22 protein-coding genes and 1 pseudogene are annotated in these 11,170 nt (G+C 63.9%); 22 read left to right on the top strand and 1 reads right to left on the bottom strand.

What is annotated here, in order from left to right:
• The 7 genes and pseudogenes from I53_RS33790 to I53_RS08270 all read left to right on the top strand — a co-directional run.
• A pseudogene (locus I53_RS33790) lies at window positions 1-1,253 on the top strand (hypothetical protein); the annotation flags it as partial.
• The gene (locus tag I53_RS08295; RefSeq protein WP_148291096.1) at window positions 1,246-1,734 is read left to right on the top strand and encodes a hypothetical protein; all 489 of its coding nucleotides are present in this window, start codon (window positions 1,246-1,248) and stop codon (window positions 1,732-1,734) included. The pseudogene I53_RS33790 and the gene I53_RS08295, both read left to right, overlap by 8 nt.
• Window positions 1,735-1,750: 16 nt before the next feature.
• Window positions 1,751-2,146 (top strand): hypothetical protein, encoded by a 396-nt coding sequence (locus I53_RS08290; protein WP_043349031.1) that lies wholly within the window; start codon window positions 1,751-1,753, stop codon window positions 2,144-2,146.
• Entirely contained in the window at window positions 2,143-2,559 is a 417-nt protein-coding gene (locus I53_RS08285; RefSeq protein ID WP_043349029.1) for a hypothetical protein, read from the top strand. The genes I53_RS08290 and I53_RS08285 overlap by 4 nt, the downstream gene beginning before the upstream one ends.
• Before the next feature lie 10 nt (window positions 2,560-2,569).
• Window positions 2,570-3,673 carry a hypothetical protein gene (locus tag I53_RS08280; RefSeq protein WP_051044724.1) on the top strand — a complete coding sequence of 368 codons (1,104 nt, stop codon included), beginning with the start codon at window positions 2,570-2,572 and terminating at the stop codon, window positions 3,671-3,673.
• Window positions 3,673-4,536: a hypothetical protein gene (locus I53_RS08275; protein ID WP_043349026.1), complete on the top strand. Its 864-nt coding sequence runs from the start codon at window positions 3,673-3,675 to the stop codon at window positions 4,534-4,536. Before I53_RS08280 ends, I53_RS08275 begins: the two co-directional genes overlap by 1 nt.
• 13 nt (window positions 4,537-4,549) lie before the next feature.
• On the top strand, window positions 4,550-5,104 hold the full coding sequence (locus tag I53_RS08270; protein ID WP_148291095.1) for a hypothetical protein: 555 nt from the start codon (window positions 4,550-4,552) through the stop codon (window positions 5,102-5,104).
• Window positions 5,105-5,110: 6 nt separating this feature from the next.
• Here I53_RS08270 and I53_RS33785 read toward each other — a convergent pair whose 3' ends face one another.
• The gene (locus I53_RS33785; protein WP_187294323.1) at window positions 5,111-5,272 is read right to left on the bottom strand and encodes a hypothetical protein; all 162 of its coding nucleotides are present in this window, start codon (window positions 5,270-5,272) and stop codon (window positions 5,111-5,113) included.
• Window positions 5,273-5,326: 54 nt separating this feature from the next.
• Here I53_RS33785 and I53_RS31065 point away from each other — a divergent pair, with 54 nt between their 5' ends.
• The 15 genes from I53_RS31065 (at window position 5,327) to I53_RS08205 (ending at window position 11,043) form a co-directional block, all read left to right on the top strand.
• The gene (locus I53_RS31065; RefSeq protein WP_187294322.1) at window positions 5,327-6,025 is read left to right on the top strand and encodes a glycoside hydrolase family 19 protein; all 699 of its coding nucleotides are present in this window, start codon (window positions 5,327-5,329) and stop codon (window positions 6,023-6,025) included.
• A 23-nt stretch (window positions 6,026-6,048) separates the two neighbouring features.
• A complete protein-coding gene (locus tag I53_RS33780; RefSeq protein ID WP_187294321.1) occupies window positions 6,049-6,222 on the top strand; it encodes a hypothetical protein in 174 nt (57 codons plus the stop codon).
• A gap of 6 nt (window positions 6,223-6,228) precedes the next feature.
• A complete protein-coding gene (locus I53_RS08260) occupies window positions 6,229-6,534 on the top strand; it encodes a hypothetical protein (RefSeq protein ID WP_043349019.1) in 306 nt (101 codons plus the stop codon).
• Window positions 6,528-6,962 carry a hypothetical protein gene (locus I53_RS08255; RefSeq protein ID WP_043349017.1) on the top strand — a complete coding sequence of 145 codons (435 nt, stop codon included), beginning with the start codon at window positions 6,528-6,530 and terminating at the stop codon, window positions 6,960-6,962. The genes I53_RS08260 and I53_RS08255 overlap by 7 nt, the downstream gene beginning before the upstream one ends.
• A 61-nt stretch (window positions 6,963-7,023) precedes the next feature.
• A complete protein-coding gene (locus I53_RS08250) occupies window positions 7,024-7,293 on the top strand; it encodes a hypothetical protein (protein ID WP_043349014.1) in 270 nt (89 codons plus the stop codon).
• The gene (locus tag I53_RS08245) at window positions 7,293-7,889 is read left to right on the top strand and encodes a hypothetical protein (RefSeq protein WP_148291093.1); all 597 of its coding nucleotides are present in this window, start codon (window positions 7,293-7,295) and stop codon (window positions 7,887-7,889) included. Before I53_RS08250 ends, I53_RS08245 begins: the two co-directional genes overlap by 1 nt.
• Complete coding sequence (locus I53_RS35715) at window positions 7,886-8,011, top strand: hypothetical protein (protein ID WP_286009575.1); 126 nt, start codon at window positions 7,886-7,888, stop codon at window positions 8,009-8,011. The genes I53_RS08245 and I53_RS35715 overlap by 4 nt, the downstream gene beginning before the upstream one ends.
• Before the next feature lie 224 nt (window positions 8,012-8,235).
• Window positions 8,236-8,472 carry a hypothetical protein gene (locus I53_RS08240; RefSeq protein WP_043349009.1) on the top strand — a complete coding sequence of 79 codons (237 nt, stop codon included), beginning with the start codon at window positions 8,236-8,238 and terminating at the stop codon, window positions 8,470-8,472.
• Between the two features lie 10 nt (window positions 8,473-8,482).
• Entirely contained in the window at window positions 8,483-9,541 is a 1,059-nt protein-coding gene (locus I53_RS08235; protein WP_043349008.1) for a hypothetical protein, read from the top strand.
• A complete protein-coding gene (locus I53_RS08230) occupies window positions 9,541-9,786 on the top strand; it encodes a hypothetical protein (RefSeq protein WP_043349005.1) in 246 nt (81 codons plus the stop codon). Before I53_RS08235 ends, I53_RS08230 begins: the two co-directional genes overlap by 1 nt.
• A complete protein-coding gene (locus I53_RS08225; protein ID WP_043349003.1) occupies window positions 9,783-10,004 on the top strand; it encodes a hypothetical protein in 222 nt (73 codons plus the stop codon). Before I53_RS08230 ends, I53_RS08225 begins: the two co-directional genes overlap by 4 nt.
• 14 nt (window positions 10,005-10,018) lie before the next feature.
• The gene (locus I53_RS08220) at window positions 10,019-10,288 is read left to right on the top strand and encodes a hypothetical protein (RefSeq protein ID WP_043349001.1); all 270 of its coding nucleotides are present in this window, start codon (window positions 10,019-10,021) and stop codon (window positions 10,286-10,288) included.
• Between the two features lies 1 nt (window position 10,289).
• A complete protein-coding gene (locus I53_RS08215; protein ID WP_043348999.1) occupies window positions 10,290-10,523 on the top strand; it encodes a hypothetical protein in 234 nt (77 codons plus the stop codon).
• Window positions 10,523-10,756: a hypothetical protein gene (locus I53_RS08210; RefSeq protein ID WP_043348997.1), complete on the top strand. Its 234-nt coding sequence runs from the start codon at window positions 10,523-10,525 to the stop codon at window positions 10,754-10,756. Before I53_RS08215 ends, I53_RS08210 begins: the two co-directional genes overlap by 1 nt.
• Window positions 10,753-11,043, top strand: a complete 291-nt coding sequence (locus I53_RS08205; RefSeq protein WP_043348995.1) for a hypothetical protein — start codon at window positions 10,753-10,755, stop codon at window positions 11,041-11,043. The genes I53_RS08210 and I53_RS08205 overlap by 4 nt, the downstream gene beginning before the upstream one ends.
• The last annotated feature ends 127 nt before the right edge of the window (window positions 11,044-11,170 follow it).

Genomic DNA, 11,170 nt, shown 5'->3' with positions numbered 1-11,170 from the left:
GGCATTCGAAGGGCATCGTCCCCTCCGGGCTGATGACGAAGGCATGGCGGCAGAGCAGCGTTCCCGCGAGCGCGCTCGGTCAGATCATCGTCGACCATGGCCTGATCGACGCCGCCGACGACGGTAACGTCGCTGGCTTCAAGACCAATCTCCGCATGGCGCTGGCCGCAATGCTGGCGTCCTCTGCGTTCGCGCAAGACACGTCTGCGACCGCGAATGCTATCGTCGCCGCGCTCGACCCAGCGCCGCCGTCTCTCACCGCCTTTCGTGGCCTCTTCGTCCGCTTGGCCAACACGAATACGGGCCCGGTTACGATCGCACTGAATGCGCTCGGAACGAAGCAGGCGGTCAGACGCGATGGCACGCCGCTTCAGGGCGGCGATCTGCTCGCCGGTCAATTCTCCCACTTCATCTACGACAGCCAACTTGGTCTCTGGGTCTTGGCTGGTCTCGCAGCAGCCCAGGTTCTGCAGACACCCGGACAGAACCAAGTTCTTTACGTTCGCCCCGATGGCTCGGACAGCAACAACGGCTCGGCCAATAGCGCGTCTGGCGCTTTTGCAACGATCAGCGCAGCTGCCGCGTATGCGAAGTCCCGGTACTATCTCGCGGGAGCCCCGCTGACGATCCAGCTCGGTACCGGCGGAATCTACGCGCCGCCCGGCAACGTGGATTGCGGCGGCGGCGCCATTAATGTCTTGGGCAGTGCCACCAATCAGGGCGCCTACATCATTCAGGGTGCCGGCCCGAGCGGCGGTGCCTCCGGCCTGCTCGCGTCAATCAACGGTGGCCTCGGAATCAACGGTGTCACGATTATCAACACTGGCACGACCAACAGTTGTGTCGCGGCTGCCGGTGCGGGCTCGTTGTCGATTCTCAACGTCACCCTGGGCACGTCTGTCAACGGATCCCCGGCGCTGGTTTCGGCTTATGCAGGAGGCAATATCACAGTCAGCGGCGGCTGTACCTTCGGGGGTTCCGCCGGATCCGCAATGTTTGCGTCATCCGCATACATCACCATGGCCGGTGTCGTCGGCCTTGCCAACAATCCGAGCTACGCAACGGCCTTCTGCACCGCGATCAACGGCGGTGTTTGGAGCTTGAGCGGAAGTAACGGGTTTAGCAGCGCTTCAGCAATCGGCACCCGATACTACGTGACGACCAACGGCATCATTAACACCAACGGTGGCGGCGCTGGATTTTTTCCAGGCAACGCCAATGGCATCAGCGCGTCCGGGGGCCAGTATGTCTAAACCTTTCAATCCGCTCGACTGGTACTGGCTGAAGCCGGACGGCGCGTCCCTGTTCGGCTCCAAGCATATGGCAGTCGTGGCCGCGGACGACACCGACTACAAGGCCTGGATCGCGGACGGTTCGGCTCCAACCTTGTGGCCGCGCGACGAGGCTGGCCAGCAAACCGACGCAGCGATGCAATCCGTGCTGGCGCCTTACGGTCTCGTGATGCCGGGACAGACAGTCGTTCCGGATGCGGTGACGAGTGCGCAGGCCAAGATCCAGTGCCTGCGGACCCCGGGGGCAGAGAGCGGGAAGACCTTGCTCGACGACATCACCGCAGCGGTGCAGGCAGATGGCGGCGAGGTCGAAATTTGGTTCACCGAAGCCAGAACTTGGGAGCGCTCAAACCCCTACGTCGAAAGCTTGAGCACTGCTCTGAAGCTGACCGCGAAGCAAGTCGATGGCCTGTTCATCGCTGCAGCGACAATCGCAGCGTGACGTGGAGCTGCCTTCTATGTGCGAGGTCCCGATCGAGATCAGACGCGGAAACAACGATCCCGCGGTGATTTGGGAGTTCGCGAACGCGGACGGATCGCCCGCCGACCTGTCCGGGTCGGTGTTCGTGCTGACCGTGGCATGGCCGGCGATCCCTCTCTCGGCATTCAACGGCGTGCAGCCTGCAGCGAGCTTCAGCCATAGCTCCGATCCGGTTGTCGGCGATGGCGTGCTCATCATTGATGCCGCGGCCGGCAGGGTGACGTGGCCCTATTCGCTCGCCGAAAGTGAGTTGATCCCCCGCGGTCTCGCACAGGGCGCGCTCGGGCCAAACTACGATCTCACGCGTACCCTCGCCGGTCGGACTCGATCCTGGGCAGGTGGACCGGTGTTGATCCGGAGCTACCTCCCATGACCATGCAACCGGACGAGCCATTCCGGGTCCGCGTCGTCGTTCCGTCAGAGCCATCGATCGTGCGCGTCGTGATCCCAGCACAGCCGGCGGTGACACGACGTGTCGAACGCGGCGACATCGGCCCCAGCGGGCTGTCTGCTTATCAGGTGTGGCTATCGCTCGGGCACGTGGGTTCAATGTCCGATTTCATCGTCTCGCTCAAAGGCGACCCGGGCAACGCCCATACCACGGCTATCGCGCAGCCGTCTCCGTCCGCCGTCTGGACCCTGACGCACGGGCTGAACCGGTACCCGAGTGTGACCCTCGTCGATACGGCCGGCGATCAGTTCCTGGCGGACATCTCCTTCCCGGATGCGAACACCATCACGGTTCGCCTCGCTGCGCCGACCGCCGGCACGGCTTATCTGAACTGAGGCCTCATACATGAAGCTCGGCAGCAATCTGGACCTGGGTCAAAACCAAATCCAGAACCCCGTCCTGCACCCGCTATCCGCGGCGCCATCGTCGCCGAAGGCAGGGCAGTTCTACTACAGCACCGCGTCAAACGTTGGATTCGTCTTCAACGGTACCGCGTGGCGCCCGGCCGACGCGGCGGCTCTTAGCGACGGCTCGATTGCGATCTCCGCGCTGGCCACGAACCCGCTCGTGCGCGGGAATCACACCGGAACGCAGCTCGCCAACACGATCTCGAACCTCGCCTCGACGGTCCAAGCCTACAGCCTGTCGAGCTTTGCCGGTCCGACCGGCAATATCGCGATGGCGGGTTACACACTCACCGGCCTCTCGACAGCGCCCAACGCGGCCGGTCAAGCCGCCGAGTATTCGTGGACCCTCGCGCAGATCCAGTCCGCGGCGGCCGGTATCGCCTCGAAGCCGCCCGTTAGGGCGGTGGCGACCAGCAACCTGACGCTCTCAGGCACTCAGACGGTCGATGGTGTTGCGCTCGCTGTGGGCGACCGGGTCTTGGCTGCAGCTCAAAGCACGGCAAGCCAGAACGGCGTCTATATCGTGTCTTCCGGGGCTTGGTCCCGAGCCACGGGTCAGGGAGCAACCGGCGAGATCGAATCCGGCGCACTGTGGCTCACGACGGAGGGGACGAATTACGCCGGCACGCAGTGGCGCGTCGCAACCACCGGAGCCATAACGGTCGGGACGACGGCGCTCTCGATCGTCCAGTACTCCGCCGGATCGCCCTACACCGCCGGCAATGGCCTCGTGCTGACGGGTACTGCCTTCTCGATCAATGTCGCCTCAGGCGGCGGCATTCTCGCTTCTGGCTCCGGCATCCAGATCGACACCTCGATCGTCGCCCGGAAAGCCAGCGGTACGATCACTGGAGACGGCTCTACAACCGCATTCCAGTTCGCGCACGGCCTGGGCACGACGGATGTCGTCGTCCAAGCCTTCGATGCCTCGGGCAACTTCGTGCTGGTCGACACGACGCGCACCTCGACGAGCGTGGCGACGCTAACCTTTGGACAAGCACCGGCATCGGGCGTTGCTTATCGGGTGACCGCAGTCGGCTAATGAAGAATCTCGGAACGCCGATCCCGCTCCTCGGTGGCGGCACCGGTGCCGCGACGGCGACCGGCGCACTCACCTCGCTCGGGCTCAACGCGTCGGGCATCTTCGCCGGGCGCAACCGCCTGCTCAACGGGAACTTCACGGTCAACCAGCGCGGCCAGCCCTCCGCGTCGACGAGCTACAGCGCGGGTGTTTACATCTTGGACCGATGGAAGGCCGGGGCGAACGGCGTCACGCTGTCGTATGCGGCGGCCTCGAACGGTGTAGACATCGTTGTCACTATCACCGCCGGGACGTTGGTTCAGGTCATCGAGGGCTCGCGTTACCTCATCGAGGGCGGCGCCTTCACCCTGTCCTGGACCGGTACGGCCACGGCGAGGATCTACCAAGGTAGCGCCAGCGGTTCGTATGCGGCATCTCCGGTCCGGGCGGCCAGCCTCACAGCGGCCACCAACACGACGGTCGAATTCGGCACCGGAACGCTGTCGCTCGTGCAGTTCGAGCCCGGTGCCGCCGTTACCGTCTTCGAGCGCCGCGACCTCGAATTCGACCGGTGTTGCCGCTATTTCGTCGCGACATCGATCCGCGGTGCGGTCGGTGGCAATAACAACGGCTCTTATATCGCGACGTATATCAGCGGTGGCGTACTGTTGCCCGCCCCGATGGCGTCCTCGCCGTCGCTTTCATTCTACGACTACGCCGGCAACGCGGGTTCGGTCACTGGCGGGAACGGCAACGGGAATACGCTCTCAGCCGGTGGACTCGCACAAAAGTACAACCAGTACGTCTACATGGACGGTCTAACGAATTCCAACGGCCTTACGTACTGGTGGGGCGCTCTCATACAGGCCGCGGCCGAGCTGTGAACGGACGCAACGCATGAGTGCCTACGTTCAGATCCTCGACGCTGCAGGCAGCATCCGGACCGATGCTGTTCTTCGAGCAGACGGTGTGCAAATCCCGACTGCGGACCCGTCGAATCCCGACTGCGCCGCCTTTCGTCTTTGGATCGCGGCCGGTAATGCGCCAGATATGGTCGCGCTGGACGGCTTGAAGACGATGAAAATCCGACAACTGTACGCCGCATGCGATGCGACGATTGCCGCTGGCTTTACCTCGTCGGCCTTGGGATCCGCGCGAGTGTATCCGATGAAACTGACCGACCAGCAGAACCGTGACAGCGCGTATCTCGATCTGCTCGACGGGCTTCTCCCCGTCACCGGGTCGGCCGCGACGCCGCCGACATGGCTGCTGTGGTGCCGGGATCCAACGACCGGAGCGTGGTCGCGTTCGCCGCACACGGCCGCGCAGGTCCGGCAGTGTCGGCAGGACACGCGGTCGGCTCTCGCCGCCATCCAGGCCAAGCTCGCCAGCCTCGTCGTTCTAACGAACGCAGCGACGAGCGCCTCCACCGTCCAGGCCGTGACGTGGTGAACGGATCTAGATCAGCCCTTTGATAGCGGTGGCCTGCTTTGGCTCCTGCATGTTCTTGTCGAAAATGGCCTCGCCATATGCGACCGCCCCGTACGCGATCACGGCGGCGGCACCGACCGCAAGATAGAAGCGCGTCTGCCTCCAGACCGCTGTGATCGTCTCCAGCATACCCTTCCTCCGGCGCTTTTAGCGCGCGTAGCCCCCGACATCATGGATGCTACCATGACCGCACCTATTCTGCGGCCGGTTTTCTTCGCGCGCGTGCGCGCGAGCGGACTCCTCGGCACAAGCCTGTCTCAAACCGAGGTCGCGGGCTTCGACGGCATCCTAAATGCCTGGGAGGAACAAGGGTGGCCTGCCGACTTGCGCCACGTCGCTTACACAATGGCGACTGCGTGGCACGAGTGTAGACTCGACCTATCGATCCGAGAGGTCGGCCGCGGTCGAGGCAAGGCCTATGGCGTCGCCCAGGCCAATGGACAAACGTACTACGGACGAGGCGCCTCACAACTCACGTGGCAGGACAACTACGCCAAATTTAGTCGTCTCCTGGGCGTCGATCTGGTAAAAGATCCTGACCTTGCGCTCGTTCCGACCACGAGTGCGGCGATCCTCATTATCGGATCCCGCGACGGTCTGTTTCGCGCGGGCAAAACTCTGGCTCGGTACTTTAACGAGCGCGTAGACGACGCTCGCGGAGCCCGAGACATCATCAACGGCGATGTGTCGCGGAACGGCGCCCTGATCGCCGGCTACCACCGGACCTTCCTGGCCTGCCTGGAGGCGGCGCTGTTGCCCGCGGGCTCGCCCATGCCGGTCGGCCCCGTCACCACGACGCCGCTGCCCCCGCCGGCCATTACCGCGAAGCCCGGCCTCGGTGCCCGACTCGTCGATCTCTTTCTCAAGCCCTGGCAGGGCTGACCCTGCCGCCGAGGACACATCCCATGGATCTTAAAAGCACCGAGGCGAAGGCCGCTACCATCGCCAGCAACGCCGCGAAGTCGGCCCTGCGGTATGCCTGGACGTGGACCGCCGTGCACCCGCGCACCGCCTGCGTGATCTCGCTCGGCCTGATCGCTGCGGCGTTCGTCGGTGGCCTCCTCGTCGGCGCGCGGTAACCGGCCATGACGACGCTTCCGCCCGTCACCCTGGAGACGCCTGCCGCGGTCTCGACGGTCACCGTCAAGGTGCATCGCAGCTGGAAAGCACGGGCGCTTATCATCGCGAACACCGCGCTGTCCTTCATCCTGGCCCTTCTCGGCTACCTCGGCACTGTGAATCTCGCGAACTTCGGCCTGACCGCTGATCGGGCGCTCTTCTGGGCCTCCGTGATCGGCCTCGCGCAGTTCGTGCTCCTGCAGTTCAGGCCATTCCGCGGCTTCGATGCGCGCGTCCGACCGGGCGAGGACGAAGGACACCGCGAATGCTAGCGATCATCGGGACCATCTTCGGTCACATCGGCGCCGGGCTGGTCAGCGCGTTCGGGAACAGCGTCCTCGCGCCGATCCTGAACACGGTGCAGAACGGCCAGAACGCGAATCGTGACGTCGCGGTGAGCACGCTCTCGGCCGAAGTCGCAGCGAACAACGCCCGCACGATCATCGCGCCCTCGTTCAAGGGCCTGATCTATTGCATCGGCCTTCCGGCGGCGGCTCACTTCGGCGCGATCTGCTTGGACAGCATGCCGTGGCGGATCCCCTATCTCCTCGACGAGTGGCACGTAGTCGGCTCGTGGAAGGTCGCTCCGCTGCCGGGTGGCTATTTGGCGATCGAAGGCACCATCCTCACCGCGTTCTTCATCAGCTCACCCCTCACCACGCTCGCCAAGGCCGGCGCGGCGGCCTTGATCAAGCGTTGACGCCATGTCGCCGCCCCCTCCGAATTCTCGTCGCACGGCAGAAGCGAAAGACACGGTCCGGATGACGCTGAAAGCCGATGACGGTGCCGACGCGACCATCCTGAGCAACGTCAACCTGCTCAACTACCGCGTCGAGTCGCTCGAAAAGAAGCTCGATCAGTTCCTCGTCAAGATCGAGAGCAACTACACAACCAAGTCCGAGCTGAAAGAGGTCCGGGACGATCTCGAAAAGCTCTCTGCGCACCTCAGCTGGATCGTAAAGATCATCATCGGCGCTGTCGTTGTGGCCCTCCTGAGTGTCGTGATCGTCAAAGGGGGAGTGCCGCACTGATGAAGCCTGAAACTGCCGAGGTATCTGAGGCGGCAGTTCGGCGTGCGGTGGAGATTGCACAACTCCCGGAACTGGACCGCACCGACGCCATCTACGCACGCGCCTTCGAGCTGGCGCAGGGACCATCACGGCGCCCGCCGCGCGGGCAGTTCGTTCTCAACATCCTTTACTATGGCTTGCTGCTGACTGCGTTCGCTTGGGTCTCCAGCATGACCATCGACCGCGAACTGCCCGTCCATCAGATCTCCCGCGAGATCGTCAATCCGAACCGTCAAGTGCGGGTCGGCGAGCGGCTTGCGATCAAAGGCGTGCGCGATCGTGTTCGGCAGTGCGAGCTGACGCGCCGGTATTGGCTGGTCGACGGCAGTGGCCGGCGGATCGATTTCGAGCCCGAGCACTTCGACGCGTACGGCGCACTCGGCCGCGAGACCGAGATCGTCGGCCCGATGATCCCGCTCGACGCCACCCCCGGACGCGGCCGGGTCTTCGTGGCGCTCGCGTACGACTGCAATGCCCTTCAGCGAGCCCTGGGCTGGTCGATCACCACCGTTCTGCCGCCGCTCGAATTCGAGATCCTGCCGAGGGCGGTCCCGTGATGCGGTGCGCCGCCGACGCCCAGGACCTCGTGCTGATCTACGTGATGCTCGCCTTCGCGGTCGGCCTGATCGTCGGGCGGTTCATCCCGACCGACACGCCGCCAGGGCGCGGTGACGGCTGAAAATCCCGCAATTGTTGCGGGATTTGACGTGTCCTCAAGATACAACAAAACGCAAAAACGTCAAGTATTGGCGCCGGACTCGCGGCGCAATCTTAAGGCTACGTGTCGATTTCGATCGCAAAGTTTGCGGGAGGGATTTGACAAGGCCGCGTTCCGTCGCCAGCTTTGTCCCACGAGACACGCCGGAGAACGCTCTCAGGCATGACTCAGGTACGGAAACGACGATGAAGCTCAATCGCACCGATGTCGTTCGCGTCCGCAATCGCGCCTACCGCCACGGCTTCGTCGTGCGGAAGGCTCGGGAGCGCCGGATCCACCCGCGCAACCACGGCGGGATCCAGATCAGCGACGCGAAGTCTGGGCAGGTCTTGGCGGGAGACGGCTACGCGCTCGACACCGAGGAGGCCGACGAGGCCATCGATCGTCTTCTGGCCGAAGGGCGAGGCTACAGCGTGAAGTAAGGGACAGGTCGTGAAAAAGGCGTTCGACTATTCGAAGCTTGGGATCTCTGCCGCGCAGGTGAAGTCCCTGAAGGCCAGCGCTAAGGGCGTTTGCGACCGCGCGCACGGGAAGAAGACCAACTGGTTTCGAGATGGACAGGCGTTCGCGGAAGCGGAGACGTTCATTCGCGACAAGGACTTCAATAACTGGGCGCGACAGGAAGCGGGCGTCGGCTACTCGACGGCTAAGCGGTATGCTCGTGCGTATACGATGATCACGGAGCGCTATCCCGGCGAGATCGATGATCTGGATCTCTCCTGTATGGCGGTGATCTGCGATCTTGCCGCGCCTGGGATGCTCAAGGAGGTTGTCGACGAGTTGCTGCCGCAGGTCGTCGTGGACGGCGCTAAGGTGACCCGCGGCGACGTAACGGCGAAGCACATCGAATGGGCGGCGAAGCTGAATGAGCCGCCGCCGATCAAGAAGCCGCCTCGGGCAAGCAAGCATGAGGTCCGCATCGAGGAACTCAACGCGAAGGTCGTTGAGCTTCAGAACAAGCTTGACGCGCAGGACAATCGCAACTGGCAGGAGGTCGAACAGCCGACCGAACAGAGCGATCAGACCGCTTTGATCGAAGAGCTTCGCGCTGAGATCGCCGAGCTTAAGAGCAAGCTCGGCGCGCAGGACACCGTTGTTGCTGAGCCGCAGGAGACCGCCAACCTGACCGATCAGGCGCATGGGCACGATGATGCCACTGGGCCGGAAAATGCTGCCGCCACGGTGTCCACCGACCCCGCCGAGGCCGAGCTTGCTCGCATCGAAGCAATTGGTCCCGGTGACGATGCCTGGATCGAGATCCTGGACCTGCACCATGACACGATGTTTGTACTTGGCATCAAGGACGATGATTTTGTTTACGACTTCGCTGGTCAGGTCAAGGACGCCAAGATCGCTAAGCTGCGCGTCTTTCATCCCGATCGCAACTATAGCAAGCGTGAACTCTGCGACACGATCTGTCAGTTCGTTAATGGAGCGGCCGACGAAGGTCTCAAGAAGCTTCACGATCGTTCGCTTCGTCAGGCCGCCTAATGCCCCGCACCGGCATCCTCGCCGTCGCCCAGACGCTTCACCACGACTGGCTCGTGGCTGACGCGGCTCGGCGGGGCCTGCCCTACACAGTGATCTCGCGGCACGCGCCGAGCGCCGTTGCCGCCTGGATTGCCGCCAACGTCCCCGGCGGCCGGCGCCTGCTGACGCACCCGCGCACGGGCCAGACGACCTACTGCTTCAGCAGCCACGTCGATGCCGTGGCCTTCAAGATGCAATTCGGGTGACCGATGCGGTGGGCCTGATCACGTCACTACAGACCGCCCCGACGCACTACGTGCCGATCAAGATCGCGCTCTCGATCCCGGCCATGATCTGGCTGGACGAGAACATCGCGGGGACGTGGATCCTCGCCGGTTACGTCGGCGACGGCGCGGACGAGATGTCCGTCTGGGCCTTCGCGGATCCGCGCGACGCTTTCGCCTTCAAGCTCCAGTTCGGCTGACCAAGGAGCCCCTCATGACCAAAATGCAGGCCGCGATGAACGCTGCCGCCATCCTGGCGCGCCAGCGGACCATGCCGCAGTTTCTGGCGTTCTTCCGGCACGGCGGGTTGGTCCACATCGTCGATCAGCGCATCGGTGCCCCCGACGATGCCATCGCCTGGGTCTCCGAGAATGTCGCCGGGCGGTACGGCTACACTCCGACAGACATCGTATGGCTCGGCGAACCGATCTGGGCCTTCGCGGACGAAGACGAGGCATTCGCATTTAAGATGCGATGGGGCTGAGGTGACCACGCACGACCTCCTCGACGTGCTCGTGCCGCACCGCGTCAGCGTGAGCCTACGCTGGCAGCTAGCCGCGTACCTTTGGTGCTGCGAACACGCCCATGGTCCGTACGTGATCGTCGAGGGCGGCGTCACCGACACCGCGACCTGGATCCTGCTGCGCGACGAAGAGCGAGTCGTCTTCGGCTTCTCGGACCAGAACGACGCGTTCGCGTTCAAGATGCGGTGGGGCTGATGAATCCCCGGCCCGTCCCGCACACGCTAACCCTCGTAGTCCACCACACCCTGTCGCAGGGCGCGCTCACCCGCCGGGGCTACGCGCATCTCGTCAGGGCACCGAATGTGGACCGGGCGGCTGTCGCCGAGTGGCTGATCGACAACCTGACCGGCCGCCACCTGCACGCGGAGCCCTACTGGGGCTTCACCGACCCGAACGACGCCCTGTCCTTCAAGATGAGGTTCGGATGATGCGTGACGACCACTTCACCAACGAACCCGTGGACGCGGGGCTCTGGCCTCATGCCGCGGAGATGAACCCGCGGTACCTTCGGCTTTCGCCGCAAGACCACGACGTTCCGGCGATGGAGGTGACGGACTGGCTCCGTGCGCATGCCGATTTAGACGGCTGGCGACTGTACCGACGAAGCGAATGGGGCTCTGGGTCCGGCCTGCACAGCCTCTCGATCGTCTACCACCGTGAAGTCCACTTCGCCGACGCCGACACGGCCTTGGCGTTCAAGCTGCGGTTCGGTTGATGCGCGGCCGACCACGCCGGTTCGCGATCTACGAGGAGGATCTGGCCACCCCGTGCCGGTGGTCACATCATGTCCGCGCGCCGGACGCTTGCATGAGGCGCCCGTCCGAGCCGACCCAGACGGACAT

The organism is Methylobacterium sp. B1, assembly GCF_000333255.1.
In the GTDB taxonomy this organism is placed as follows: Bacteria; Pseudomonadota; Alphaproteobacteria; order Rhizobiales; family Beijerinckiaceae; genus Methylobacterium; species Methylobacterium fujisawaense.
Note: the sequence above shows the minus strand (reverse complement) of the source record. Positions and strands in the feature narration are given on the sequence as shown.